Raw genomic sequence first — 26,362 nt, forward strand, 5'->3', positions numbered from 1 at the left:
CGCAAAGCTGACAGGTGGACAAGCCTGTCAGCTTTTTTCATGAGGATAATAAAGAATCATTTGCATTCGGACCATTTGTTCCCCGGTTTGTTGATACGTGTGCGTCCGGTCCGCTTTAAAACGAATAGAGTCTCCGGCTTTTAAGGTGTATTGTTCATCACCAATGGATAAATCAAGGACTCCCTCAAAAACAGTGATCAATTCCTCTGTTCCCCCAATGTGTTCACTCGCACGAAGCGACCCGCCTCGATCAATTTCCACTCGGTACATTTCAAATTTCCCCCGGTTATCAAAAGGAAAAGTCGTGTACACACGATATCGTCCGTCGTCCTCAGTTAAAACCTGTGCATCTTCCTTGCGTACTACCTTGATTTCAGGCTGCGGTGAGTGAATGAGCTCACTAAAAGATACTTTTAATCCGTTGGCGATTTTCCACAAAGTCGTGATGGTAGGGGTCGATTCTCCTCTTTCAATTTGTCCAATCATCGTCTTGCTGACACCAGTTAATTCTGCCATCTTTTCGAGGCTCAATTTTTTTTGATCTCTAAGTAGCCTCACATTTTTAGAAATAATCGATTGTACGTCTTCCATGAAAAAAACTCCTTTCTCTATTTACTTTATAAAGACCGAACGTTACAATAAAACACAACATACGCAATAAAGTAATTAAAGTCTATATAACGTATAAGGGAGGCGGCATTTTGATTGTATCCATGTTGATCTATGCTTTTGTTAGCAGCTTTACCCCAGGGCCCAACAACATCATGGCCATGGTCTTTACGAATAAATACGGGGTCAAGCAAACATTTCGCTTTTGTTTAGGTGTGGGTATCGGATTTCTCGTTATTTTGTGTTTGAGCTGCTTCTTTAATCTCATTCTTTATCAAGTGATGCCGAAAATAGGCTGGGTTATGGCGTTCATCGGAGCTGCATACATGATTTATTTAGCGGTCAAAATCATGAAAAGTAAAGGCGGGGATGACGAAACACTTGATCGCTACAATCATTTTATCCCTGGTATGATGCTGCAATTTATCAACCCAAAAGCGATTTTGTATGGATTGACTGTGATTTCAACATTTGTTTTGCCATATGGACAATCTAATATGCAGTATGTCATATGGACGCTGATTCTCGCACTCATTGGCTTTCTCGGTACATTCAGCTGGAGCTTATTTGGCTCTTTGTATAAGCGTTTTTTGACTGCTTACGAAAAACCGTTCCAGTATGTGATGGGGCTGCTTCTGATATACAGTGCGATTTCAATGATATGGGGCTATGTGATGTAAGTAGTCAGGAGCTTGGCCGCTGTCTGCCCATCACAACAGTATCATAATATAATCCGTCACTCAGCCGTTTATCGTTTTTTAATACGCCTTCAATCAAAAAGCCGTGGTTCTCATATAACCGAATGGCTTTTTTGTTCGTTTCCAGCACTTGAAGTGACATCTTCTGAATACCCTGCTGATCTGCCCAGTCGATCGAAGCGGCTAAAAGCTCTTTCCCGATGTGATAGCCCCAAGCATCTTTCTGGATGGCGACGCCAAATGTCACTTTGTGAGCAGATCGCTTGAGTAAATGGCCCTCGCATCTTGAAAAACCGACAATTTTTCCTTCAATAGCAGCGACCAAAAATAAATGCCGGCTTTGTTTAGTATCCTCTTGAATCAAAGCCTCAAATGCTTTTTCATCAAGAAAGGCTTCGCCTGGTTCACGGTCTAAATATTCTGTTTCACCATCGATTTTCAGTCTGAGAGCTGATAACTGCTTGGCATCAGCCGCTGAAGCGGACCGAATATGATAGGTCAACCCACGAACTGTGAATATCTTTTTAGAGATGATCATTAATGAGAACACCCACCCTTCTTTCCAGTATGTCTATCATACCTGAAACGTGTACATCGCACACTCAGATGTTTTGTATCTTTCAAAAAGGCTAAATGAATAGTATCAAACGTGGAGGTGGAACAAATGAGTAAAGAAAAAGGACATATGGATAAAGCGAAAGGAAAAACAAATCAAGTCAAAGGTCAAGTCAAAGAAAAGCTTGGTGAAGCAGCCGATCATCAAAACTTGAAAGCAGAAGGGAAAAAGGATCAAGCAAAAGGAAAGCTTCAAGATAAAAAAGGGGATGTCAAAAATAAGCTGAACGAGTAGAACCGAAACTAGTAGGTTGCTTCATGTATTCCTCATCACATGTCTTTCATCAAAAAAATGAATAGATATGTGAAAAGAATTGATTATACGCTCTCACGATCATCATGTAGACTTGAGAGAGAAGACATAATCAAGGGAGATGGATGAAATGGAGCACGTGTGGGAGAAAGTCGACGAGTATATCACAGACAAGCTGATCCCTAAAGATGATGTATTGGAGCAAACCCTTACTCATAATAAGCAAGCGGGTCTGCCAGAAATTGATGTGTCACCAGCCCAAGGGAAAATGCTTTATTTATTAGCAAAAACGAAGAATGCAAAGCGCATTTTAGAAATCGGGACACTCGGTGGATACAGTACTATTTGGCTGGCCCGTGCTCTTGAAGAGGATGGGGAACTCATCACGTTAGAGGTTGTCAGCCATCATGTACAGATCGCACAGCAAAACATCAGCAGAGCGGGCTTATCAGAACGGGTGAGCATTTTGGAAGGAAAGGCATTAGATACGTTATCTCAGTTAAAAGAGAAGGCTGCACTTCCATTCGATTTGATTTTCATTGATGCAGATAAACCGAACAATCCGAAATATCTGAAGTGGGCGTTAGATTTCTCGAAAAAGGGAACAGTCATTATTGCAGACAATGTTGTCAGAAATGGAGCCGTCCTTCATGACTCTGATGAGGATGAACGAGTACAAGGAACTCGTGAATTTTTCGATTTACTCAAACAAGAGCCGAGAATAGAGGCAACAGCGATTCAAACTGTTGGGGAAAAAGGTTATGATGGATTTGTATACGGAATCGTCAAATGAAACAAAGCTTAACCACATGTGGTTAAGCTTTTTCTTTTAGAAAAACCATCTAGCAGTGCCCATCAGCATGACGCCGACAAGAACAGTAAGTGACAAGCTTTTTGTCCAAACAGCAATGAGTACAGTAGGAGTCAAGACAGCCAGATACATCCAGTGGATAGTGACGCCTGTGCCTGTTGTTGTATGGATGAAGAGATGCTCTGCAATCAAAGCTGCAAAGATACAAATAGGAATAAACGATAACCATTTCAGCACCACTTCAGGCAGCTGAATACTCCGTACAAATATAAAGGGTACGACTCTCGGAATGACGGTGACGATCATACAACCAACAATGAGCCATAACATAAAGCTGCTGATCATTTATCTGTCACCACCCCAATGGTTGCGACAAGTACAGTAGCTATGAGAACAGCCACATGTGATGGAACAAAATGAAGCAGAACAAACATGGCAACGACCATATACAACACAAGCGACAGGCGATGAGTTAACTTATTTTTGGGTACTGTCTGTAACGAAAGGACTAGCAGTGCGGCAAACATCGCTGATAAAGCAAAATCAAGACCAAGCGCTTCAGGATTTGAAATCCAGTGTCCAAAAATGCCGCCAATTATGCAGGCTGCAATCCAGCATAAATACGCCGTTATGTTCAGTCCGTGCATCCACCTGTTATTCAGCTTTCCTTGCTGCGCTAATTTATTCATCGCTACACCGAAGGATTCATCAGTCAGCAAAAGACCGAACCCAATATTTTGTTTCACAGAGTAGCGTGTAAAATGAGGAGCAAGCGTCAGGCTGAGCAATAAATGACGCAGATTCACAATAAATGTGGTGAAAATAATGGCAGAAAGGGGACTCCCTGTCACAAGCAGTGCACAGATAATAAACTGTGAAGCACCTGCGTAAATAAAAATCGATAAAAGCGCAATGTCCCATATACTTAACTGTGCGCTAATTCCAACAATTCCGAAGGCAAACCCAATACTCATATAACCGAGCAGGGTTGGCACACAATCTTTTATTCCCTCAAGAAACGGTTCATGTTCCGTGCTGGGAATGTGTTTCCTCGCTTCAATATCCAACGTCCTCTACTCCTTTTCTCCGTGGCCACCAATAGTTTTACTTACTATATGAAAACGAATTCAGCATGTCAATACCCGTTTATCTTCTATTATATGAAGAAAAATGGTGACAAAAAAGGATTGAAGTCAACGAGAATTTGTTATAAAGTAGTCTGAAAATAAAAACAAATGAGGTGACGACAATGCTATGGAAGCCTTTATTTGAACATGATGTACCAAACACCCTCCGTCCATAACGGAGAGTGATCTCCGTTTGTGGATATGGCGGTCAATATATCCAGTAACGGAGGGGAAAAGATGAAGGAAAAATATATAGGCGCCCTTTACCTAGCAATCGCTGCAAGTATTTGGGGCGGCATGTACGTTGTTGTCAAAGTAACAGTAGCGGTGGTTCCGCCGCTTGAGCTTGTATGGATGAGATATGCTGTAGCAGGAATCGTGCTGGTGTGCACCATCTGGCGCTTGGGCTATTCCTTTCGATTAGATAAAAAAGATATCCCGCTTGTTGTCATGATCGGATTGATCGGAAATTTCCTATCAATTGTGACCCAAGAAATTGGCACCATGTATACGTCGGCACAAATGGGGGCTGTGATTACATCTGCGACCCCTGCTTTTATGGTGCTGTTTGCGTTCTTTCTATTAAAAGAAGCCATGACTGTTCGAAAGTGCGCATCCATCCTGCTTGCGACAGCAGGTGTATGGCTCATGATTGGACCAGTCGCAGTGCAAACAGATGAATTTGTTGGCGGTCTTTCATTAGTTTTCGCTGCTTTAACTTGGGCGCTGATGTCTGTTTTGCTGAAACGAGTTCCAGGAAAATACCCTCAAGTCGTGACGACCACATATGCGATCATCATTGCATTCATTGTCTTAACACCACCTGCTTTATTTCGTTTACCTCATCTAGATGTGGAGCAGATGGCCAGGCCAGAGATTTGGGGCGGTATTCTCTATCTAGGCATCATCTCAACAGCTCTAGCATTCTTTTTGTGGAATAGAGGGCTTCAATTGATGGATGCCTCGAGCGGCGGTCTGTTCTTCTTCTTTCAACCGATCGTAGGGACAGCTCTTGGCTGGCTGCTTTTAGGTGAAGAGATGGGGATACGCTCATTCATTGGGATTCTGTGTATCTTTGCAGGAGTCTATACTGTATTGCGTCAAAAGGAATAAAAGAAGATGTCCCTTTTAACAGGGGCATCTTCTTTATAAATGAGAGAGGGAAAGGGAAACAGGATGATACAATTTCCGCATTTGCAAAAAGGACAAACAATTGGCGTCACAGCACCTTCCTCAGGTGTACAGCCATCTTTGCATGACATGTTTCAGCTTTCATTTGAACGAATGAAACATAGAGGTTATGATGTCATATGTGGAGAGACGGTCTGGCAGCAGGAAAAGGCAAAATCTGCGCCTGCGATAGAACGAGCAAACGAACTTCAGTACATGATGACATGTGAGGAGATTGATCACATCATCCCGCCATGGGGAGGACAGCTGCTTATGGAAGTGTTAGAGCACCTTGATTTCTCATCCATGCAAAAAAAGTGGATTCTAGGATACTCAGATACGAGTGCACTCCTGCTGGCGTTGACATTAAAAACAGGCATTGCTACAGCGCATGGGCCGAACTTAGTAGATCTTCAGGGAGAAGAACTTGATCAAACGACTGTCATGTGGGAAGAAGTACTTTCAACAAAAGGCGAAATGGACATAAGTCAGTTTTCTTCATCTATGTATCAAAAGGAATAGAAGCGTGACGATCCGATTAAACATGTCTTTCATTTAACAGAATCGACCTCATGGCATACGATTGATCAACAAGAAAAGACAGTAAAGGGAAGACTGCTGGGTGGCTGCATTGATGTCATACGTCATTTAGCAGGGACACCTTATGGGGACGTCAAAACTTTTCAGAAAATATTCATAAAAGATGAACCAATTCTCTGGTATTTCGAAAACTGTGAATTAAATGCTGCAAGCGTGAAGAGATCACTTGTTCAATTAAAACTAGCAGGGTGGTTTGATCACTGTTCAGGTATGATGTTTGGGAGAAGTGCAGTAGATGTGCCTGTTGAAGGGTATCAGTATCAGGATGTATATGAAGAATTACAAAAGGAACTACAAATCCCCATTTTTTACGATATAGATTGTGGGCATGTCCCGCCGCAAATGACGCTGATTAATGGGGCTTATGCAGAAGTGCAGCTGCAACCTCAAGGAAAAGCCGTACTAAAGCAAACATTTTTAGCATAAAAAAGGAAAGGGTGAACCCTTTCCTTCATATAACATTACATCCCTTTTGTTTCTTCACCCGCTTTAGGAACTTCCCACGCTGACTCACGGAATACTTTTTCCCATTTAGATACGACAATACATGCTACGGCATGCCCTGGAACATTCACGCCTGTTCGTGCCATATCCATAATTCGGTCAACACCGGCTATGATGGCGACGCCTTCTGCTGGAAGACCGACTGCATGAGCGGTTGCCAAAAGAACAACGAGTGAACCGGATGGCACAGCTGCAATACCTTTACTCGTTAATACAAGAACCAGCATCATCAAAAGCTGCTGTGACAGACTCATGTCTACACCAAACGCTTGTGCAAGGAATACACAGGCAACCGATAAATATAAACTTGATCCATCGCAATTGAGAGAAAGACCAGATGGAATCACGAAGGAAACGATTCTTTTTGGACACCCGTATTTCTCCATTCGTTCCATCAATTGAGGAAGGACAGTTTCAGTGCTCGTAGTAGAGAAGGCAACAAGGAACAAATCCCAAATCATTTTTAATACTTCGAAGTAGTTAAAACGGAAGATCAGTGCGACCAGAGGGAATAAAGCAAAGAGAATAATGAATAATCCTAAAAATACAGTCCCGACAAGCTTCATCATTGGGATTAATAAAACAATGCCATATTGGCCGACAGAAGCAGCCATTAATGCAAGAACCCCAATAGGTGCTGTCACCATCACCATCTGTGTGAGCTTAAACATGATTTGTGCCACTGATTCAAAGAAGGTGAGAACAGGAGCAGAAGCTTTACCGATGCCGCTTGCCGCTACACCAAATAAGATGGCGAAGAAAATGACAGCAAGTAAATCATTCTGAGCCATAACATCGACGATATTGGTTGGAATGATATCTAATACCATTTGTTTAAAGTCAACGACCTTCTCAGTATAACCATCTAATTCCCCAATATCTTTCTTAGCTAATTTAGAGAAATCGAGGCCAACCCCAGGCTTTAGCCCGTTTGCCAATAATAATCCGATCCCAAGAACGATGGTTGTGATGACCTCAAACCAAATGATCGTCTTTAATCCAAGACTGCCCATTTTCTTCATGCCGCCGCTGCCGGCTGCACCAATAACAATGGTAGAGAAAACGATTGGAACAACGATCATTTTAATCAGCCTGATGAATCCATCTCCAATTGGCCTGAGTGCCATTCCGAAGTCAGGGAAGAAATGGCCGATAAGAGCTCCTATCACCAAAGCGATCATGATTTGAAAAGCGATAAACTTTTTCATCATCTCCTACCTCCTTTAAATGTCTGGAAAAGTATTAAGAATTTTCCAATAAATAAAAATTCTATGTGGCCATGTTTTGTCCTCCTTTGTATTTAGAAAGATTTTATTTAAGAATCATTGGAATTATGAAGAAAGAGAAGAAAATAGGGCTATTACATGTCTATTGATCTAAGAAAAAATCAATTTTAAAAAACATGAAACTTTTTTAGAAAAATGTATTGACCCTTTTATGTGATTCATGGTATATTTTTATTCGTCGCTGATGACGTATTTGAAACGCAGACGTTCACACACATGCGGCAAACAAATTTTAAAAAGATGTTGACTTAAGAAAAACGATATGTTAAGATAATTAAGTCGCCTGATTAAGCGCCCGTAGCTCAATTGGATAGAGCGTTTGACTACGGATCAAAAGGTTAGGGGTTCGACTCCTCTCGGGCGCGCCAATACAAACCACGCGGGTGTAGTTTAGTGGTAAAACCTCAGCCTTCCAAGCTGATGTCGTGAGTTCGATTCTCATCACCCGCTCCATTTTGAACATGATCTTTGAAAACTAAACAAGACAAAACGTACCTGTTAATTCGAGTTTTTATTAAAAAAATCCTATGATACTTCATAGGTAGTCAGTCAAACTGGCGAGGCAGGAAATGATCACATGCTAAGTTCGCTACATCGTGTAGCAACGCATGTGTGATATGCATCCTGCATACCTCGGAGAGTTTGATCCTGGCTCAGGACGAACGCTGGCGGCGTGCCTAATACATGCAAGTCGAGCGGACAGAAGGGAGCTTGCTCCCGGATGTTAGCGGCGGACGGGTGAGTAACACGTGGGTAACCTGCCTGTAAGACTGGGATAACTCCGGGAAACCGGAGCTAATACCGGATAGTTCCTTGAACCGCATGGTTCAAGGATGAAAGACGGTTTCGGCTGTCACTTACAGATGGACCCGCGGCGCATTAGCTAGTTGGTGGGGTAATGGCTCACCAAGGCGACGATGCGTAGCCGACCTGAGAGGGTGATCGGCCACACTGGGACTGAGACACGGCCCAGACTCCTACGGGAGGCAGCAGTAGGGAATCTTCCGCAATGGACGAAAGTCTGACGGAGCAACGCCGCGTGAGTGATGAAGGTTTTCGGATCGTAAAGCTCTGTTGTTAGGGAAGAACAAGTGCGAGAGTAACTGCTCGCACCTTGACGGTACCTAACCAGAAAGCCACGGCTAACTACGTGCCAGCAGCCGCGGTAATACGTAGGTGGCAAGCGTTGTCCGGAATTATTGGGCGTAAAGGGCTCGCAGGCGGTTTCTTAAGTCTGATGTGAAAGCCCCCGGCTCAACCGGGGAGGGTCATTGGAAACTGGGAAACTTGAGTGCAGAAGAGGAGAGTGGAATTCCACGTGTAGCGGTGAAATGCGTAGAGATGTGGAGGAACACCAGTGGCGAAGGCGACTCTCTGGTCTGTAACTGACGCTGAGGAGCGAAAGCGTGGGGAGCGAACAGGATTAGATACCCTGGTAGTCCACGCCGTAAACGATGAGTGCTAAGTGTTAGGGGGTTTCCGCCCCTTAGTGCTGCAGCTAACGCATTAAGCACTCCGCCTGGGGAGTACGGTCGCAAGACTGAAACTCAAAGGAATTGACGGGGGCCCGCACAAGCGGTGGAGCATGTGGTTTAATTCGAAGCAACGCGAAGAACCTTACCAGGTCTTGACATCCTCTGACAACCCTAGAGATAGGGCTTTCCCTTCGGGGACAGAGTGACAGGTGGTGCATGGTTGTCGTCAGCTCGTGTCGTGAGATGTTGGGTTAAGTCCCGCAACGAGCGCAACCCTTGATCTTAGTTGCCAGCATTCAGTTGGGCACTCTAAGGTGACTGCCGGTGACAAACCGGAGGAAGGTGGGGATGACGTCAAATCATCATGCCCCTTATGACCTGGGCTACACACGTGCTACAATGGACAGAACAAAGGGCTGCAAGACCGCAAGGTTTAGCCAATCCCATAAATCTGTTCTCAGTTCGGATCGCAGTCTGCAACTCGACTGCGTGAAGCTGGAATCGCTAGTAATCGCGGATCAGCATGCCGCGGTGAATACGTTCCCGGGCCTTGTACACACCGCCCGTCACACCACGAGAGTTTGCAACACCCGAAGTCGGTGAGGTAACCTTTATGGAGCCAGCCGCCGAAGGTGGGGCAGATGATTGGGGTGAAGTCGTAACAAGGTAGCCGTATCGGAAGGTGCGGCTGGATCACCTCCTTTCTAAGGATATATGGAGCAGCGTACGTTTTCGTCTTGTTTAGTTTTGAAGGATCATTCCTTCAAAACATGTCTCTAGCGAGACAGGATTGTTCTTTGAAAACTAGATAACAATAAGTAATACATTCACATTGAATGCAATGCAAAGTTCATCACACATAGTGATTCTTTCTAAAGTAAGAAATGGTTAAGTTAGAAAGGGCGCACGGTGGATGCCTTGGCACTAGGAGCCGATGAAGGACGGGACGAACACCGATATGCTTCGGGGAGCTGTAAGCAAGCTTTGATCCGGAGATTTCCGAATGGGGAAACCCACTGCTCGTAATGGAGTAGTATCCATACTTGAATACATAGAGTATGAGAAGGCATACCCGGGGAACTGAAACATCTAAGTACCCGGAGGAAGAGAAAGCAAATGCGATTCCCTGAGTAGCGGCGAGCGAAACGGGAACAGCCCAAACCAAGAGGCTTGCCTCTTGGGGTTGTAGGACACTCTATACGGAGTTACAAAGGAATGATATAAGCGAAGAGGTCTGGAAAGGCCCGCCAAAGAAGGTAACAGCCCTGTAACTGAAATGTCGTTCTCTCCAGAGTGGATCCTGAGTACGGCGGAACACGTGAAATTCCGTCGGAATCCGGGAGGACCATCTCCCAAGGCTAAATACTCCCTAGTGACCGATAGTGAACCAGTACCGTGAGGGAAAGGTGAAAAGCACCCCGGAAGGGGAGTGAAATAGATCCTGAAACCGTGTGCCTACAAGTAGTCAGAGCCCGTTAACGGGTGATGGCGTGCCTTTTGTAGAATGAACCGGCGAGTTACGATCCCGTGCAAGGTTAAGCAGAAGATGCGGAGCCGCAGCGAAAGCGAGTCTGAATAGGGCGCATGAGTACGTGGTCGTAGACCCGAAACCAGGTGATCTACCCATGTCCAGGGTGAAGTTCAGGTAACACTGAATGGAGGCCCGAACCCACGCACGTTGAAAAGTGCGGGGATGAGGTGTGGGTAGGGGTGAAATGCCAATCGAACCTGGAGATAGCTGGTTCTCTCCGAAATAGCTTTAGGGCTAGCCTCAAGGTAAGAGTCTCGGAGGTAGAGCACTGATTGGACTAGGGGCCCCTACCGGGTTACCGAATTCAGTCAAACTCCGAATGCCGATGACTTATCCTTGGGAGTCAGACTGCGAGTGATAAGATCCGTAGTCGAAAGGGAAACAGCCCAGACCGCCAGCTAAGGTCCCAAAGTATACGTTAAGTGGAAAAGGATGTGGAGTTGCTTAGACAACCAGGATGTTGGCTTAGAAGCAGCCACCATTTAAAGAGTGCGTAATAGCTCACTGGTCGAGTGACTCTGCGCCGAAAATGTACCGGGGCTAAACGTATCACCGAAGCTGCGGACTGTTCTTACGAACAGTGGTAGGAGAGCGTTCTAAGGGCTGTGAAGCCAGACCGGAAGGACTGGTGGAGCGCTTAGAAGTGAGAATGCCGGTATGAGTAGCGAAAGACGGGTGAGAATCCCGTCCACCGAATGCCTAAGGTTTCCTGAGGAAGGCTCGTCCGCTCAGGGTTAGTCGGGACCTAAGCCGAGGCCGAAAGGCGTAGGCGATGGACAACAGGTTGATATTCCTGTACCACCTCCTCACCATTTGAGCAATGGGGGGACGCAGGAGGATAGGGTAAGCGCGGTATTGGATATCCGCGTCCAAGCAGTTAGGCTGGGAAATAGGCAAATCCGTTTCCCGTAAAGGCTGAGCTGTGATGGCGAGCGAAATTTAGTAGCGAAGTTCCTGATTCCACACTGCCAAGAAAAGCCTCTAGCGAGGTGAGAGGTGCCCGTACCGCAAACCGACACAGGTAGGCGAGGAGAGAATCCTAAGGTGATCGAGAGAACTCTCGTTAAGGAACTCGGCAAAATGACCCCGTAACTTCGGGAGAAGGGGTGCTTCTTAGGGTGTTAAAGCCCCGAGAAGCCGCAGTGAATAGGCCCAGGCGACTGTTTAGCAAAAACACAGGTCTCTGCGAAGCCGTAAGGCGAAGTATAGGGGCTGACGCCTGCCCGGTGCTGGAAGGTTAAGAGGAGCGCTTAGCGTAAGCGAAGGTGCGAATTGAAGCCCCAGTAAACGGCGGCCGTAACTATAACGGTCCTAAGGTAGCGAAATTCCTTGTCGGGTAAGTTCCGACCCGCACGAAAGGCGCAACGATCTGGGCACTGTCTCAACGAGAGACTCGGTGAAATTATAGTACCTGTGAAGATGCAGGTTACCCGCGACAGGACGGAAAGACCCCGTGGAGCTTTACTGCAGCCTGATATTGAATGTTGGTACAGCTTGTACAGGATAGGTAGGAGCCTTGGAAACCGGAGCGCTAGCTTCGGTGGAGGCATCGGTGGGATACTACCCTGGCTGTATTGACCTTCTAACCCGCTGCCCTTATCGGGCAGGGAGACAGTGTCAGGTGGGCAGTTTGACTGGGGCGGTCGCCTCCTAAAATGTAACGGAGGCGCCCAAAGGTTCCCTCAGAATGGTTGGAAATCATTCGCAGAGTGTAAAGGCACAAGGGAGCTTGACTGCGAGACCTACAAGTCGAGCAGGGACGAAAGTCGGGCTTAGTGATCCGGTGGTTCCGCATGGAAGGGCCATCGCTCAACGGATAAAAGCTACCCCGGGGATAACAGGCTTATCTCCCCCAAGAGTCCACATCGACGGGGAGGTTTGGCACCTCGATGTCGGCTCATCGCATCCTGGGGCTGTAGTCGGTCCCAAGGGTTGGGCTGTTCGCCCATTAAAGCGGTACGCGAGCTGGGTTCAGAACGTCGTGAGACAGTTCGGTCCCTATCCGTCGCGGGCGCAGGAAATTTGAGAGGAGCTGTCCTTAGTACGAGAGGACCGGGATGGACGCACCGCTGGTGTACCAGTTGTTCTGCCAAGGGCATCGCTGGGTAGCTATGTGCGGACGGGATAAGTGCTGAAAGCATCTAAGCATGAAGCCCCCCTCAAGATGAGATTTCCCATTCCGCAAGGAAGTAAGATCCCTGAAAGATGATCAGGTTGATAGGTCTGAGGTGGAAGCGTGGTGACACGTGGAGCTGACAGATACTAATAGATCGAGGACTTAACCTATATTCTAATGTGAAGCATGAACATTGTTATCTAGTTTTGAGAGAACATTCTCTCCATCAGGTTTGGTGGCGATAGCGAAGAGGTCACACCCGTTCCCATACCGAACACGGAAGTTAAGCTCTTCAGCGCCGATGGTAGTTGGGGGTTTCCCCCTGTGAGAGTAGGACGCCGCCAAGCTTGTTATCTTTATATCATCGCGGGGTGGAGCAGTTCGGTAGCTCGTCGGGCTCATAACCCGAAGGTCGCAGGTTCAAATCCTGCCCCCGCAACCAAAATGGTCCGGTAGTTCAGTTGGTTAGAATGCCTGCCTGTCACGCAGGAGGTCGCGGGTTCGAGTCCCGTCCGGACCGCCATTTTTATGACTTGTAAACGAAAACGTATAGTTTCGTTTTTTTTTATGTCTTTTTCTTTCTACAAGTGCCCAAGTTGCAATGAAATGATTTGTGTTTGGCTACACTATAAGAAAGAATAGATAGATTACCTCAACTCAGCCTGGTTTTTTCACACCAGGCTTTCTTTATATCATTTTTAGTTGGAACTGAGACTTATATTCGCTACACTAATACTAACTGTGTTTGACCTCATGTCTACTTAACCAATTGATTGCAAGAAGGGGCTGTCTTTTTATGGATGAATTTGATCTTATTCGCCGAATCACACCAAAAGATACATATCAGCGCTCTTTGATCATGGGCATCGGTGATGATGCAAGTGTTTATCAACCTCATTCACATTGTGAAGAGGTCGTTTGTGTTGATACAATGGTGGAGCATGTTCATTTTCGTTTTGACTTTTCCACACCATTTGAAGTTGGCTTTAAGGCAGTGGCAGTCAATGTCAGTGATATCGCTGCAATGGGAGGGACCCCAAAGTATTATCTTGTTTCAATTGCGATCCCGCCTCATGGTGATGAGACAATCGTCACGGAACTTTACGAGGGAATGAAAGCGTTGGCTGACTCTTATCATATGGATTTAATTGGTGGAGATACAGTGGCCACCCGCAGTGACTTTGTTATTACCGTGACGGTGATTGGTGAGGTTTCAAAGGGAAAAGCTTGTTATCGTCACAGTGCTCAGACTGGAGACGTTGTCTTTGTCACAGGTGAACTCGGTTCATCAGCTGCTGGGTTATCAATCTTAATGAACAAAGCAGCCCCTTCTAAGGCGGTCGATGCTGATTTTTTTCTTAAGCGTCATAAAATGCCTCAGCCTCATATTGCTGCTGGACACATTTGTTCAAGTTTCCCGCGGGTCACCTTGAATGATGTAAGTGATGGATTAGCGAGTGAGTTGAATGAGATAGCCGAAGCGAGCTGTGTGATGATCGAGATAGAAGCTGATAAGCTTCCAATTCATCCAGATTTACAGGTGCTGCGCAAAGACTGGCTTGAATGGGTGTTATTTGGGGGAGAAGACTTTGTTTTAACTGGTACGATACCAGAATCTAATTGGGAAAGCTTTGAATCGCAATGTCAAAAAGAAGGCATTCAGGTCACACGTATTGGACAAGTCAAAGATGATCAAGCAGCCAGTGTTATGTTAAAAGACAATGATCAACAAACAATGTTAATGAAAAAAGGATATAATCATTTTAAGAAATGAGGTGACATCAACGGTGAAATTAACATGGACGACAAAAGGTGCGGATGAGACGAAACGAATTGCCGCTGCTTTGGCCAAACTTGTGATGCCAGGCGATGTATTGACATTAGAAGGAGATTTAGGTGCAGGCAAAACCACTTTTTCAAAAGGTTTTGCGGAAGGCTTAGGAATTACCCGTATCGTCAACAGCCCCACCTTTACAATTATTAAAGAATATACTGATGGCAGACTGCCACTTTATCATATGGACGTGTATCGCATGGAAGATGCAGATGAAGAGATCGGACTCGAAGAATATTTTGAGGGTGAAGGTATATGCTTGGTTGAATGGGCACATCTTATTGAGCCTCAATTGCCTTCTTCCTATTTAAAAATAGAAATGCTGAGAACAGAACGTGAAGAAGAACGGCATCTCACGTTTGATGCAAAAGGGGAGCGTTATGAGACCCTTTGTAAGGAGATGAAAGAATTTGACCATACTGGCCATTGATACATCAAACCATACACTAGGAATTGCTCTTGTAAGAGATTTCACTGTGATTGGCGAGAGCATTACGTATTTAAAAAAGAACCATTCCGTCCGAGCGATGCCTACTGTTGAAGCATTGATGAAAGAATGTGGTGTATCACCAAGCGAACTAAGCAAAATCGTTGTAGCAAAAGGACCTGGTTCTTACACTGGCGTCAGAATCGGTGTTACCATCGCAAAAACACTTGCGTGGACCCTGTCTATCCCGATATCAGCTGTTTCGAGTTTAGAAACACTTGCGGCAAATGGCCAATATTTTGATGGATATATCTCACCTCTATTTGATGCGAGAAGAGGCCAAGTTTATACCGGACTATATATGTTTGAAAAGGGTAAGATCAAAGAGGTAGAACCAGATCAAAATATCCTGCTCACGGATTGGCTTCATGAACTGAAGCAGACAGGAAAGCCTGTTCTATTTCTTGGGCAAGATGTGCATCTTCATGAAGAGAGCATTCGCTCCATTTTAGGAGAAACGGCTGTACTGGCAGAGGGGACATTTCATAACCCAAGACCTGCAGTGCTTGCATTTTTAGGCGCAGATCGTCCTGCTGAAGATGTCCATCAGCTTGTTCCTAACTATATTCGTTTGGCAGAAGCGGAAGTGAAATGGCTTGAAGGACAAAAATAATCTTAACCTAGCAGAGATTCGACAAATGACAGTAGCAGACATTCCAGAGGTGTATACGATTGAAGTGCATTCGTTTACAGCACCCTGGAAAAAGGAATCGTTTGTGTATGAGATTCTCCATAACCAATACAGCCATTATTTCCTCATCGAAGAAGATAAGAAGCCTGTTGGGTATTGCGGGGTCTGGATTGTCATGGACGATGCACAAATTACGAACATTGCCATTCTCCCTGAGCATAGAGGAAAAGGCTACGGGGAAGCATTGCTTCGACATGTCATGGAATTTTGCAAAGAAAAAAAGACAGATCATCTTTCTTTAGAGGTGCGGGTTTCGAATACACCAGCACAATCCCTCTATGAAAAGCTCGGTTTCAGACCAGCTTCAATTCGAAAGAATTATTATACGGATAATGGAGAAGATGCATTAGTCATGTGGGTGAATATAAATGAGTGAACAAACAGATCGATTCATATTAGGTTTAGAAACAAGCTGCGATGAAACAGCTGCGTCCATTGTCAAAAATGGAAAGGAAATCGTGGCAAATGTGGTGGCCTCGCAAATAGACAGTCATAAACGATTTGGCGGTGTTGTACCCGAAATTGCTTCAAGGCATCACGTGGAGCAAATCACCATCGTCTTAGAAGAAGTGATGGCACAGGCGGGTATGAGCTTTAAGGATTTAGATGCGATTGCTGTCACAGAAGGACCTGGCCTCGTCGGTGCTCTGCTGATTGGTGTCAATGCAGCAAAGGCACTGAGCTTTGCCCATCAAATTCCTCTTGTAGGTGTTCATCATATTGCAGGGCATATTTATGCAAACCAGCTTGTTGATGAATTGGAGTTTCCGTGTTTAGCTCTTGTTGTCTCTGGCGGACATACTGAGCTTGTTTTAATGAAGGAGCACGGATCTTTTGAGGTCATCGGAGAAACATTAGATGATGCAGCTGGAGAAGCGTACGATAAAGTGGCCCGGACGATGGGTCTCCCGTATCCAGGCGGACCTCACATTGATCGGTTAGCGCATGAAGGGGAGCCGACAATTAAGCTTCCTCGTGCATGGCTTGAAGAAGGATCCTATCACTTTAGCTTCAGTGGTTTAAAATCAGCTGTGATCAACACCTTACACAATGCGTCACAAAAGGGTGAAACGATTGCCCCAGAGAATTTGGCCGCAAGTTTTCAAGCAAGCGTCATTGAGGTGCTTGTTGGGAAAACATTGAAAGCAGCAGAAGCCTATGGTGTGAAGCAAGTTGTTCTAGCTGGAGGAGTCGCTGCCAATAAAGGACTAAGAGAAGCTTTAACCTCAGCATTTACGAAGCTGCCAGACGTGAAGGTCATTATTCCGCCATTATCTCTTTGTACAGACAATGCAGCCATGATCGCTGCTGCTGGAACCGTTGCATTTGAAAAAGGAATCAGAGGCGATATGACGATGAATGGCCAGCCAGGGTTATCACTAGTCTCATATGAATGAAAACTCCTGTGGATTACAGGGGTTTTTTATTTTTCGATGAAAGCGATTTATTCACATGTAAACGTTATATATCCACAATTGTTAGAAAATTTTGTTTTAAAATGAAGAGGGTGTGTATAAATATGATCTTTTTTGTGGATATGTGATTAAAACTCTGTGGATAAAGTGGATAAGTCCAAAGTATTTAAGAATAATCAAGAAGTTATTGTGGGTATCGTTGTGGATAATAAATTTTCATTGAAAGAAAAAAGAGTACCCTTAGGGCACTCTTTAAGCTTCTGACAGCTCTTCCCACTCCGCAAAAAGTGATTCCAGCTCTTGATTGAGCGTATCATTTTCTGTCTGAATGTCTTGGACCTTTTCGTGATCTTGAAAAATTTCAGGATCACATAGAAGCTTTTCATTTTCACTGAGCTTTTCTTCAATGACAGCAATACGTTCTTCAATTTCTTCGATTCTGCGCTGCTTTTGTCTTTCTTTCTTTTTCAGCTCTTTTTCTTCCGCATAAGAAAGCTTTGCCTTTTCTGCTTGCTGTGCAGCTTGTATTTTAAGCGGTTCATTTTCTTGAAGTGCCTCCAGCTCTAGTTGTTCATTTTTCTTTTCAAGATAGTAATCATAATCACCGAGATATTCTCTTGTTTCTGTAGGCGAAAGCTCAAATACTTTCGTGGCGAGACGATTGATAAAATAACGATCATGCGAGACAAATAAGATGGTTCCTGGATAATCAATTAGTGCATTCTCTAAAATTTCCTTACTATCTAAGTCCAGATGGTTTGTAGGCTCATCGAGAATAAGAAAGTTGGCTTTTTGGAGCATCAGCTTTGCTAGTGCAAGGCGTGCTTTTTCTCCACCGCTTAATGCATGGACAGGCTTTAAAACGTCATCACCGGAAAATAGGAAGTTTCCTAAACATGTCCGAATTTCTTTTTCATTCATATGAGGATAATCATCCCAAAGCTCATTGAGCACTTTTTTCGAGGATGTCAGTTTGGCTTGCTCTTGGTCATAGTAGCCGATCGTGACATGAGATCCAAAAGTGATCTCGCCTTTTACTGGTGTTAATGTGTTTGTTAACGTTTTTAAAAGGGTTGATTTCCCGATCCCGTTAGGACCAATGAGTGCCACACTATCCTCTCGTTTAATCTGAAAAGAAAGAGAGGATAGGAGCGGTGTTTTTTCATCATAACGAATATCGAGATCATGCACCTTCAGCACATCATTGCCGCTTTGTCTCGTAATATCAAAATGAAAGTTTGCGGATTTTTCGTCTCCTAAAGGCTTATCTAAACGATCCATCCGTTCGAGCTGCTTGCGTCTGCTTTGAGCGCGCTTTGTGGTCGAGGCTCTTGCCAGGTTGCGATCCACGAAATCCTGAAGCTTTGAGATCTCTTCTTGCTGCTTTTCGTAGAGTTTCATATCACGCTCTAGCTGCTCTGCTTTCAGCTCAAGATACTTACTATAGTTTCCTGCAAACTTTTTCATCGAAGTTCTTGAGACTTCATAGACGTGGTTTACGACTTTGTCTAAGAAATAGCGGTCATGGGACACGATGAGAATGGCACCTGTATAATTTTGCAAATACTGCTCCAGCCATGATAAGGTATCAATATCTAAATGGTTGGTCGGCTCATCCAGAATTAAGAGTTCTGGTTTCATTAATAAGAGCTTTCCAAGCGCTAGACGGGTTTTCTGGCCGCCGCTTAAGGATTGGACGGTTGTCTCATCTTCGAAATGACTAAAGCCGAGTCCATGAAGAATGGAGCGGACATCTGCTTCATATTGATAGCCGCCTTGATCTTTAAATTCCTGCTGCAGCCTGTCATAGGTTTTCATAAGGGCATCCAGCTCAGAACCTGTGGAAGAAGCCATTTTCTCCTCAATGGTTCTCATTTCTTGTTCCATCTCTTTTAAATGATCAAAAACCGATAATAATTCGTCTTTTAACGTACGTGTAGACGTTACATCGGTATGCTGTGCTAAATAGCCGATCGATAGGTCTTTTGGTTTGATGATCTCACCTTGCTCGTAAGACATTTGACCGGCAATGATTTTTAAAAGCGTGGATTTGCCTGCGCCGTTACGACCTACAATGGCAATGCGATCCCTTGCTTTGACTTCCAATTTTATATTCGTTAAAACGGTATCAGCGCCAAACGATTTGGACAGCTGATTCACTTGTAGAATCATCATGTAACTTCACCTCTGCTATAATATGTTAAGTGTAGCTTATCAGCAGTAAACCGGCAAATGTTACATACAATCGCCATATTCAAATGAAAGACAGATAGGAAAAAATAGTGTATCATTTGAGTGAGGGAGCGTTGAAAGATGAGTCAATTTAGCCACTTTAACGAACAGGGAAGAGCAAAGATGGTCGACATTAGTGACAAATCGTCTACAGTGAGAACCGCCGTTGCTGTTTCAAGTGTTCGTATGATAAAAGAAGTGTTTCATAAAATAGAGCAACGTGAAATTGGAAAAGGAGATGTGCTGTCTGTTGCACAGGTTGCTGGCATCATGGCAGCAAAGCAAACATCTACCATCATTCCAATGTGTCATCCGCTTGCACTAAAAGGCGTGGATATCTCCTTTCATTGGGAGGAAGACGGAAATGCGCACATCCTGAACATACAAGTACAGGTAAAAACAAAAGGAAGTACGGGTGTGGAGATGGAAGCGCTCACTTCTGCTTCAGTATGTGCACTGACCGTTTACGACATGTGCAAAGCGATTGATAAAGGCATGATCATCGGTCCTACCTATCTAATTGAAAAGACAGGCGGGAAAAACGGTGATTTTCACAGAGCATCTGATATTTAAGTTGGAGGACCTTATATGAATATAGATCAGTCAAAAATTCCACAAGCGACAGCCAAACGTTTGCCGCTATACTACCGTTTTTTAAAAAATCTGCATGCATCAGGAAAACAAAGGGTGTCATCGGCAGAGCTTAGTGATGCAGTCAAAGTGGATTCTGCCACCATTCGCCGAGATTTTTCGTACTTTGGTGCACTTGGGAAGAAAGGGTATGGCTATAATGTCGATTATCTCTTGACCTTCTTCAGAAAGACCCTTGACCAAGATGAAATGACCAATGTCATGCTCATCGGTGTCGGGAATTTAGGGACTGCTTTTTTACACTATAATTTCATAAAAAATAATAATACAAAAATTTCAATGGCTTTTGACGTCAATGAGAGTAAAATAGGAAGTGAGATAGGCGGCGTGCCTGTCTATGATTTGGATAAGCTTGAAGAGCATGTTCAAGAGGTAGGAGATATCCCTGTTGCGATTTTGACAGTACCTGCCGTAGCAGCTCAATCCATTACAGATCGTTTGATTGCCCTTGGCATCAAAGGAATCCTTAACTTTACGCCGGCTCGATTGAATGTGCCGGAACACATTCGAATTCATCATATAGATTTGGCGGTTGAACTTCAGTCTCTTGTGTATTTCTTAAAGCATTACTCTGTTACGCAGGAGGACTGACGAAAAGGGGTAAAGGGGGTGGAGCAAATGGGTCCGATCGGTCCTGGGAGTTTGATTCTGATTGCGATTGTAGCGCTCATTATTTTTGGGCCGAAAAAGCTTCCTGAATTAGGAAGAGCAGCAGGAGATACACTACGTGAATTCAAAAATGCCACAAAAGGCTTAGCTGATGATCAGGAAGAAAAAAAGAAAAAAGAAGATCAGTAGAATAGGATGAGCTTCATGAATGTCAAAGATATGCCGCTTATGGAGCATATTGTGGAACTGCGAAAACGTTTAGTGATCATTGCGATGTTTTTTGTCGCCTTTATGGTGGCTGGTTTTTTTCTCGCGAAGCCGGTCATTGTGTATTTACAAAATACCGATGAAGCGGCAACACTCACGCTGAACGCATTTAAGCTTACAGATCCACTGTACGTGTTTATGCAGTTCGCATTTGTCATTGCTTTGGTTTTGACGTGTCCCGTTATTTTATATCAGCTGTGGGCGTTTGTGAGTCCTGGCTTATATGAAAAAGAAAGAAAGGTGACACTTGCTTACATTCCGATTGCACTGCTTTTATTTTTGAGCGGTGTGGCTTTCTCTTATTTTATTTTGTTTCCGTTTGTCGTCGACTTTATGATGCGAATGTCGAATGATTTAAATGTAGAGCAAGTCATTGGGATTCATGAGTATTTTACATTTCTGATGCAGTTAACACTTCCATTTGGCTTTTTGTTTCAGATGCCCGTCGTGTTGATGTTTCTCACAAGACTTGGTATCATCACACCGATGTTTTTATCAAAAATACGGAAGTATGCCTATTTTGTCCTCCTTGTCATTGCCGCACTTATTACACCGCCAGAGCTTGTTTCTCACCTCATGGTCACCTTGCCAATGCTCGTTTTATATGAAGTGAGCATTATCATTTCGAGAGTGACCTACCGCAAAATGCAGCAAACAGAGGAGAAAGAAAAACATTATGTTTCATAAAAAAGCATCATGATCCAATGAGGATCACGATGCTTTTTCTATTGTATAAGAAATTGATTGATCGCGTGAAAGAGGTGCTCATAATAGGCGGGCACATGCGGGACAAAATCATGAACACCCACTTCGATGCTTTTCTCACGTCGTTCTTCATTTGCATCAACTTGAAAGCCCTCGATTCGAATTCTTTCAAATGTCCCTGTTAACAGCTGCTGCGCATCAAGCAGCTTTGCTCTGTAGAGACCAGCGACTTCTTCTTTCTGTAGATGAACTTCCATGTGCTCAACTTGATTCATATAAAGGTACACATGGCAGAACTCACGATCGATGAACGAAGGCATATGGATTTCATCCTGTATGACACCTGCAAAGGTGAGGTTCTCAAAAGGGATGGAAAGACCAAGTTCTTCTTCTACCTCTCTTAAGCCATCAGAAGGCTGTTCATCTGCGAGAAGATGGCCCGCTGCGGTGATATCAAACAGAGAAGGAAAATCCTTTTTTGCGGGACTTCTTAGCTGAAAATAGAGATATACGGTGTTATGCTCTTTTTTAAGAAGCCAGAAATGAAATGTTTCATGCCAATGGCCTTGGGCGTGGACAACTGAACGAGCGGCAGCTCCAATTGTTTCATGCTGATCATTGAATATACGAAGTTTTTCATGTTCCATGAAGATACATCCTCCATAAAAAAACCATTTTCCAACAGTGGAAAATGGTTTTTAATTTATTTTTGCTGCTGTTTTTTGAGTTTGACAGAGAAGGCAAACATTTTAAGCGCGATATTGATATTATAGGCCGCAAACACCATCAGCAAAATACTGTAAAATGACCACATGTCACCTGGGTTTTGAATGGCCATATAGGTGAAAGCCACACCTACGGCAAAATAAATGATGCCCCATACGACTGGGTTTCTCATGAGAAAAAGCCTCCAATAATCATTTGCATGGTTTGAGATTGTTCTTCAATCATTTTTTTCACTGGCTCAATCTGCACAAGAACGACAAGTGAATTCATCAGCATGTGAGCGCCGATTGGAACAATGATTCGTTTTGTTTTCGCATATAAAAAGGCAAAGGTAAAGCCCATTGCGGTATAGAGCAAGATATGGGGAAAATCATAGTGTACAGCAGCGAAAACCACTGAACTGGCAAGTGCTCCAATGAAGAAATTCGTTTTTTCATAAATCACACCAAAGATGATTTTACGGAAAATGATTTCCTCTAAGATTGGACCAATCAGGGCGATGACAATGACAAGCCAAGGAACGGCATCCATAATGGATAAAATGGTTTGCGTATTTTCTGACTCACGGCCAATGCCGAATGCATATTGTTCAATCGCCCCCGCAATTGATTGTGCAAAGAGGGAAAGAAAGAAACCGCCAATGATCCATGCGATAGCAGAACCGATTGAAACTGGCGCTTCATTTCGCAGTGAAGCTTTTGGGACGGTTCGAAGGATGAGCAGAATAATGATTAATCCGATACAAAAACTGATGATTGTCCACGTTCCTGATAATTTTGAAAGCTCTGTTTGAGTCATCGGTGATTGAATGAATCCCAGCCACTTCATAATGAGCACATAAGGAAACGCAGAAACCTGCACCAATATATACGTTAAGATGATGTACCAATATTGTTTTTTCAAGTAACGAAAACCCCTTTACTAAAAGAACTAGATTTATTGTAACACAAGTCTCCTTTTTCGATGAAAAGGAAAGAATCTGAGATCAAAAAAGATCGTGAAAGCGTAAAAATTTTTAAAGGTTTTTACTTGAAATTGCAGAAGACATTCTTTATTATAATAAATGTGTTAGCACTCTCTGGTGATGAGTGCTAAAAAAGACTACATATAAAAATTGAGGAGGTTGTTTCTTATGTTAAAGCCATTAGGCGATCGCGTAATCATTGAACTCGTTGAATCTGAGGAAAAAACCGCTAGCGGTATTGTTTTACCGGATTCTGCAAAAGAAAAACCGCAAGAAGGTAAAATTGTTGCAGCAGGTTCAGGGCGTGTACTTGAAAGTGGTGAGCGCGTTGCGTTAGAAGTAAGCACAGGCGACCGCATTATCTTCTCAAAATATGCAGGCACTGAAGTGAAATATGAAGGCAAAGAATATTTAATCCTTCGTGAGAGCGACATTTTAGCTGTTATTGGCTAATCACATAAAAAATTGAGATAAATTTTTAAAAAGACTGAGGAGGTTTCGTTATTATGGCAAAAGATATTAAGTTCAGTGAAGAAGCACGTCGCGCGATGTTACGCGGTGTAGATGCACTTGCAGATGCTGTAAAAGTAACTTTAGGACCTAAAGGACGTAACGTGGTTCTTGAGAAAAAATTCGGTTCTCCACTTATCACAAATGATGGTGTAACGATTGCAAAAGAAATCGAATTAGAAGATGCATTTGAAAACATGGGTGCAAAACTTGTGGCTGAAGTTGCAAGCAAAACAAACGACGTAGCTGGTGACGGTACTACGACTGCAACAGTTCTAGCTCAAGCGATGATCCGTGAAGGTCTGAAAAACGTAACAGCTGGTGCAAACCCTGTTGGCGTGCGTAAAGGGATCGAAGAAGCAGTGAAAGTAGCACTTGAAGGCTTGCACGAGATTTCTAAACCAATCGAAGGCAAAGAATCAATTGCTCAAGTTGCGGCTATTTCTGCAGCAGATGAAGAAGTCGGCAGCCTAATCGCAGAAGCTATGGAACGTGTAGGTAACGACGGAGTTATCACAATTGAAGAATCTAAAGGATTCACAACTGAGCTTGAAGTGGTTGAAGGTATGCAATTTGACCGCGGATATGCTTCACCATACATGGTGACGGATTCTGATAAGATGGAAGCGGTTCTTGAAAATCCTTACATCTTAATTACGGATAAAAAGATCACAAACATTCAAGAAATCCTTCCTGTACTTGAGCAAGTTGTACAACAAGGAAAACCATTATTGCTCATTGCTGAAGATGTAGAAGGCGAAGCACTTGCAACTCTTGTTGTGAACAAACTTCGTGGTACATTCAACGCAGTGGCAGTAAAAGCACCTGGATTCGGTGATCGTCGTAAAGCAATGCTTGAAGACATCTCTGTTCTAACTGGCGGAGAATTAATCACAGAAGACCTAGGACTTGACCTGAAATCAACTGAAATCGGTCAGCTTGGCCGCGCGTCTAAAGTTGTTGTGACAAAAGAAAACACAACAATCGTAGAGGGCTCAGGAGATTCTGCTCAAATTGCAGCACGTGTGAACCAAATCCGTGCTCAAGTAGAAGAAACAACTTCTGAATTCGATAAAGAAAAATTACAAGAACGTCTTGCAAAACTAGCTGGCGGCGTCGCTGTCATCAAAGTTGGTGCTGCAACTGAAACAGAACTAAAAGAGCGTAAACTACGCATCGAGGATGCACTGAACTCAACTCGCGCAGCAGTTGAAGAAGGTATCGTATCCGGTGGTGGTACAGCACTTGTGAATGTATACAACAAAGTCGCTTCAATCGAAGCTGATGGTGACGTTCAAACAGGTGTGAACATCGTTCTACGTTCTCTTGAAGAGCCAATTCGTCAAATCGCTCACAACGCAGGTCTTGAAGGGTCCGTTATCGTTGAGCGCTTGAAAAACGAAGAAATTGGCGTAGGCTTCAACGCAGCAACAAACGAATGGGTAAACATGATCGAAAAAGGAATCGTTGACCCAACAAAAGTAACTCGCTCTGCACTTCAAAACGCAGCTTCTGTAGCAGCAATGCTTCTAACAACTGAAGCAGTCGTTGCTGACAAACCAGAAGAAGGCGGCTCAGGCGGCGGAATGCCGGATATGGGCGGCATGGGTGGAATGGGCGGAATGATGTAACACCCTCGAAAACCCCTTGAAATATAGGGGTTTTTGTTATGTCTTCATGAATTTGATCACATGCAATAAAAAGTATCAGGGCTGCTGAATTGAAACCTTTACTGCTTTTCAACCGTTAAAATAAGAGCAAGTGATTTCATGGGTTTTTACCCGATACGGTATTTTAAAAAGAAAAGCGGTGATCATATGGGCTTCACTACATGGGTAGCGATTATTGTTGCACTGGCCGTTGTGTTTGGAGTGTTTGGATCAAAGAAGCGTGATAAATAAAAAACCCACTTCCAATTGGAGGGTGGGTTTTTTATTGCAAATACAACATTAATTGGTTATACTAATTTTAGTTGTTTGTTGTAAATGCAACAAAAGGAGTCGAGGTACATGAAAGAGATTTTGCGGGAGATCGGCGTGATTGCTCGTGCGCTTGATTCCATAAGTAATATTGAATTTAAAGAATACGATTTAACGAAGGGGCAGTATTTGTATCTTGTGCGTATTTGTGAGGAGCCTGGTATCATTCAGGAAAAGCTGGCGGAAATGATTAAGGTGGATCGAACTACGGCGGCTCGGGCTATCAAAAAGCTAGAACTGCATGGGTTTATTGAGAAAAAAGAGGATCGTGTGAATAAAAAAATCAAAAAGCTGTTTCCAACTGAAAAAGGGGAAACGGTCTACCCAATGATCAAACGAGAACATGATTATTCGAATCAAGTGGCGCTCAGTGGGTTTTCTGAGGAAGAAGCGGAACAGATTTATGAGTATCTTCTAAGGGTGCGAAAGAATATAGAAAAAGACTGGGAAGATGTGAAAAAAGGGATAAAGAGAAGCTACTAATTAATAAGGAGGGC

The 26,362-nt window shown here is 43.8% G+C and carries 26 protein-coding genes, 4 tRNA genes, 3 rRNA genes and 1 pseudogene; 25 read left to right on the top strand and 9 right to left on the bottom strand.

Annotated features, from left to right (window positions below):
* Positions 1 to 27: 27 nt before the first annotated feature.
* Positions 28 to 591 (bottom strand): XRE family transcriptional regulator, encoded by a 564-nt coding sequence (locus MHB66_RS02800; protein WP_034284073.1) that lies wholly within the window; start codon positions 589 to 591, stop codon positions 28 to 30.
* A 110-nt stretch (positions 592 to 701) separates the two neighbouring features.
* Here MHB66_RS02800 and MHB66_RS02805 point away from each other — a divergent pair, with 110 nt between their 5' ends.
* On the top strand, positions 702 to 1,289 hold the full coding sequence (locus MHB66_RS02805; RefSeq protein ID WP_024425429.1) for a LysE family transporter: 588 nt from the start codon (positions 702 to 704) through the stop codon (positions 1,287 to 1,289).
* 4 nt (positions 1,290 to 1,293) lie between these two features.
* Here MHB66_RS02805 and MHB66_RS02810 read toward each other — a convergent pair whose 3' ends face one another.
* Positions 1,294 to 1,845 (bottom strand): GNAT family N-acetyltransferase, encoded by a 552-nt coding sequence (locus MHB66_RS02810; protein WP_034284071.1) that lies wholly within the window; start codon positions 1,843 to 1,845, stop codon positions 1,294 to 1,296.
* Between the two features lie 126 nt (positions 1,846 to 1,971).
* Here MHB66_RS02810 and MHB66_RS02815 point away from each other — a divergent pair, with 126 nt between their 5' ends.
* Positions 1,972 to 2,157 carry a CsbD family protein gene (locus tag MHB66_RS02815; protein WP_034284069.1) on the top strand — a complete coding sequence of 62 codons (186 nt, stop codon included), beginning with the start codon at positions 1,972 to 1,974 and terminating at the stop codon, positions 2,155 to 2,157.
* Positions 2,158 to 2,305: 148 nt separating this feature from the next.
* The gene (locus MHB66_RS02820) at positions 2,306 to 2,968 is read left to right on the top strand and encodes an O-methyltransferase (RefSeq protein ID WP_034284068.1); all 663 of its coding nucleotides are present in this window, start codon (positions 2,306 to 2,308) and stop codon (positions 2,966 to 2,968) included.
* A 36-nt stretch (positions 2,969 to 3,004) separates the two neighbouring features.
* Here MHB66_RS02820 and MHB66_RS02825 read toward each other — a convergent pair whose 3' ends face one another.
* Both MHB66_RS02825 and MHB66_RS02830 read right to left on the bottom strand, forming a co-directional pair.
* Positions 3,005 to 3,331, bottom strand: a complete 327-nt coding sequence (locus MHB66_RS02825) for an AzlD domain-containing protein (RefSeq protein WP_034284067.1) — start codon at positions 3,329 to 3,331, stop codon at positions 3,005 to 3,007.
* Positions 3,328 to 4,053, bottom strand: coding sequence for an AzlC family ABC transporter permease (locus tag MHB66_RS02830; RefSeq protein WP_046314011.1), 726 nt, complete (start codon positions 4,051 to 4,053; stop codon positions 3,328 to 3,330). Before MHB66_RS02830 ends, MHB66_RS02825 begins: the two co-directional genes overlap by 4 nt.
* Positions 4,054 to 4,350: 297 nt before the next feature.
* Here MHB66_RS02830 and MHB66_RS02835 point away from each other — a divergent pair, with 297 nt between their 5' ends.
* The gene (locus MHB66_RS02835) at positions 4,351 to 5,226 is read left to right on the top strand and encodes a DMT family transporter (protein ID WP_034284064.1); all 876 of its coding nucleotides are present in this window, start codon (positions 4,351 to 4,353) and stop codon (positions 5,224 to 5,226) included.
* 63 nt (positions 5,227 to 5,289) lie between these two features.
* A pseudogene (locus MHB66_RS02840) lies at positions 5,290 to 6,309 on the top strand (S66 peptidase family protein).
* Between the two features lie 35 nt (positions 6,310 to 6,344).
* Here MHB66_RS02840 and gltP read toward each other — a convergent pair.
* Positions 6,345 to 7,595, bottom strand: coding sequence for a glutamate-aspartate/proton symporter GltP (gene gltP / locus MHB66_RS02845; protein WP_024425437.1), 1,251 nt, complete (start codon positions 7,593 to 7,595; stop codon positions 6,345 to 6,347).
* 369 nt (positions 7,596 to 7,964) lie between these two features.
* On the opposite strand from gltP, the gene MHB66_RS02850 reads away from it, so the two are divergent.
* The 12 genes from MHB66_RS02850 (at position 7,965) to tsaD (ending at position 17,204) form a co-directional block, all read left to right on the top strand.
* Positions 7,965 to 8,041, top strand: a tRNA-Arg gene (locus MHB66_RS02850).
* Positions 8,042 to 8,052: 11 nt separating this feature from the next.
* Positions 8,053 to 8,126, top strand: a tRNA-Gly gene (locus MHB66_RS02855).
* Positions 8,127 to 8,303: 177 nt separating this feature from the next.
* A 16S ribosomal RNA gene (locus tag MHB66_RS02860) occupies positions 8,304 to 9,852 on the top strand.
* Positions 9,853 to 10,034: 182 nt separating this feature from the next.
* Positions 10,035 to 12,965, top strand: a 23S ribosomal RNA gene (locus MHB66_RS02865).
* Between the two features lie 61 nt (positions 12,966 to 13,026).
* Positions 13,027 to 13,142, top strand: a 5S ribosomal RNA gene (gene rrf, locus MHB66_RS02870).
* Together the 16S, 23S and 5S rRNA genes with 4 tRNA genes alongside form the textbook arrangement of a ribosomal RNA operon.
* Positions 13,143 to 13,160: 18 nt before the next feature.
* Positions 13,161 to 13,237: transfer RNA gene (locus tag MHB66_RS02875), tRNA-Met, on the top strand.
* Between the two features lie 4 nt (positions 13,238 to 13,241).
* A tRNA-Asp gene (locus MHB66_RS02880) sits at positions 13,242 to 13,318 on the top strand.
* Between the two features lie 273 nt (positions 13,319 to 13,591).
* Positions 13,592 to 14,569 (top strand): thiamine-phosphate kinase, encoded by a 978-nt coding sequence (gene thiL / locus MHB66_RS02885; protein WP_034283028.1) that lies wholly within the window; start codon positions 13,592 to 13,594, stop codon positions 14,567 to 14,569.
* Positions 14,570 to 14,582: 13 nt separating this feature from the next.
* Entirely contained in the window at positions 14,583 to 15,059 is a 477-nt protein-coding gene (gene tsaE / locus MHB66_RS02890; RefSeq protein ID WP_034283027.1) for a tRNA (adenosine(37)-N6)-threonylcarbamoyltransferase complex ATPase subunit type 1 TsaE, read from the top strand.
* Positions 15,040 to 15,729: a tRNA (adenosine(37)-N6)-threonylcarbamoyltransferase complex dimerization subunit type 1 TsaB gene (tsaB, locus tag MHB66_RS02895; RefSeq protein ID WP_024426737.1), complete on the top strand. Its 690-nt coding sequence runs from the start codon at positions 15,040 to 15,042 to the stop codon at positions 15,727 to 15,729. The genes tsaE and tsaB overlap by 20 nt, the downstream gene beginning before the upstream one ends.
* A 25-nt stretch (positions 15,730 to 15,754) precedes the next feature.
* The gene (rimI, locus tag MHB66_RS02900; RefSeq protein ID WP_034283048.1) at positions 15,755 to 16,183 is read left to right on the top strand and encodes a ribosomal protein S18-alanine N-acetyltransferase; all 429 of its coding nucleotides are present in this window, start codon (positions 15,755 to 15,757) and stop codon (positions 16,181 to 16,183) included.
* Positions 16,176 to 17,204, top strand: coding sequence for a tRNA (adenosine(37)-N6)-threonylcarbamoyltransferase complex transferase subunit TsaD (gene tsaD, locus MHB66_RS02905; RefSeq protein WP_046314204.1), 1,029 nt, complete (start codon positions 16,176 to 16,178; stop codon positions 17,202 to 17,204). The genes rimI and tsaD overlap by 8 nt, the downstream gene beginning before the upstream one ends.
* A gap of 270 nt (positions 17,205 to 17,474) precedes the next feature.
* On the opposite strand, the gene MHB66_RS02910 is transcribed toward tsaD, so the two are convergent.
* Positions 17,475 to 19,397 carry an ABC-F family ATP-binding cassette domain-containing protein gene (locus tag MHB66_RS02910; RefSeq protein WP_034283021.1) on the bottom strand — a complete coding sequence of 641 codons (1,923 nt, stop codon included), beginning with the start codon at positions 19,395 to 19,397 and terminating at the stop codon, positions 17,475 to 17,477.
* 138 nt (positions 19,398 to 19,535) lie between these two features.
* Here MHB66_RS02910 and moaC point away from each other — a divergent pair, with 138 nt between their 5' ends.
* Genes moaC through tatC form a run of 4 tightly spaced genes read left to right on the top strand, consistent with a single transcriptional unit; the run spans position 19,536 to position 21,668 of the window.
* A complete protein-coding gene (gene moaC, locus MHB66_RS02915) occupies positions 19,536 to 20,027 on the top strand; it encodes a cyclic pyranopterin monophosphate synthase MoaC (RefSeq protein ID WP_024424463.1) in 492 nt (163 codons plus the stop codon).
* A 15-nt stretch (positions 20,028 to 20,042) separates the two neighbouring features.
* Positions 20,043 to 20,696 (top strand): redox-sensing transcriptional repressor Rex, encoded by a 654-nt coding sequence (locus MHB66_RS02920; RefSeq protein WP_008355687.1) that lies wholly within the window; start codon positions 20,043 to 20,045, stop codon positions 20,694 to 20,696.
* 27 nt (positions 20,697 to 20,723) lie between these two features.
* Positions 20,724 to 20,903 carry a twin-arginine translocase TatA/TatE family subunit gene (locus MHB66_RS02925; RefSeq protein ID WP_008355689.1) on the top strand — a complete coding sequence of 60 codons (180 nt, stop codon included), beginning with the start codon at positions 20,724 to 20,726 and terminating at the stop codon, positions 20,901 to 20,903.
* A gap of 6 nt (positions 20,904 to 20,909) precedes the next feature.
* Entirely contained in the window at positions 20,910 to 21,668 is a 759-nt protein-coding gene (gene tatC, locus MHB66_RS02930) for a twin-arginine translocase subunit TatC (protein ID WP_098676753.1), read from the top strand.
* Positions 21,669 to 21,706: 38 nt separating this feature from the next.
* Here the strand turns inward: tatC and MHB66_RS02935 are convergent, their stop codons facing one another.
* Genes MHB66_RS02935 through MHB66_RS02945 form a run of 3 tightly spaced genes read right to left on the bottom strand, consistent with a single transcriptional unit; the run spans position 21,707 to position 23,315 of the window.
* Positions 21,707 to 22,333, bottom strand: a complete 627-nt coding sequence (locus tag MHB66_RS02935) for an NUDIX domain-containing protein (protein ID WP_046314200.1) — start codon at positions 22,331 to 22,333, stop codon at positions 21,707 to 21,709.
* A 56-nt stretch (positions 22,334 to 22,389) separates the two neighbouring features.
* The gene (locus tag MHB66_RS02940; protein ID WP_003213897.1) at positions 22,390 to 22,584 is read right to left on the bottom strand and encodes a YdiK family protein; all 195 of its coding nucleotides are present in this window, start codon (positions 22,582 to 22,584) and stop codon (positions 22,390 to 22,392) included.
* Complete coding sequence (locus MHB66_RS02945) at positions 22,581 to 23,315, bottom strand: CPBP family intramembrane glutamic endopeptidase (RefSeq protein WP_024424466.1); 735 nt, start codon at positions 23,313 to 23,315, stop codon at positions 22,581 to 22,583. Before MHB66_RS02945 ends, MHB66_RS02940 begins: the two co-directional genes overlap by 4 nt.
* 229 nt (positions 23,316 to 23,544) lie before the next feature.
* Between MHB66_RS02945 and groES the strand changes: the two genes are divergently transcribed.
* The 4 genes from groES (at position 23,545) to MHB66_RS02965 (ending at position 26,348) form a co-directional block, all read left to right on the top strand.
* On the top strand, positions 23,545 to 23,829 hold the full coding sequence (gene groES, locus MHB66_RS02950; RefSeq protein ID WP_024426730.1) for a co-chaperone GroES: 285 nt from the start codon (positions 23,545 to 23,547) through the stop codon (positions 23,827 to 23,829).
* A 53-nt stretch (positions 23,830 to 23,882) separates the two neighbouring features.
* Positions 23,883 to 25,517 carry a chaperonin GroEL gene (gene groL, locus MHB66_RS02955; RefSeq protein WP_024424467.1) on the top strand — a complete coding sequence of 545 codons (1,635 nt, stop codon included), beginning with the start codon at positions 23,883 to 23,885 and terminating at the stop codon, positions 25,515 to 25,517.
* Between the two features lie 138 nt (positions 25,518 to 25,655).
* Positions 25,656 to 25,787: a hypothetical protein gene (locus tag MHB66_RS02960; RefSeq protein ID WP_255290936.1), complete on the top strand. Its 132-nt coding sequence runs from the start codon at positions 25,656 to 25,658 to the stop codon at positions 25,785 to 25,787.
* 108 nt (positions 25,788 to 25,895) lie between these two features.
* Complete coding sequence (locus MHB66_RS02965) at positions 25,896 to 26,348, top strand: MarR family transcriptional regulator (RefSeq protein WP_041116013.1); 453 nt, start codon at positions 25,896 to 25,898, stop codon at positions 26,346 to 26,348.
* The last annotated feature ends 14 nt before the right edge of the window (positions 26,349 to 26,362 follow it).

This window comes from Bacillus sp. FSL L8-0167, from assembly GCF_038630295.1.
Lineage (GTDB): Bacteria > Bacillota > Bacilli > Bacillales > Bacillaceae > Bacillus > Bacillus safensis.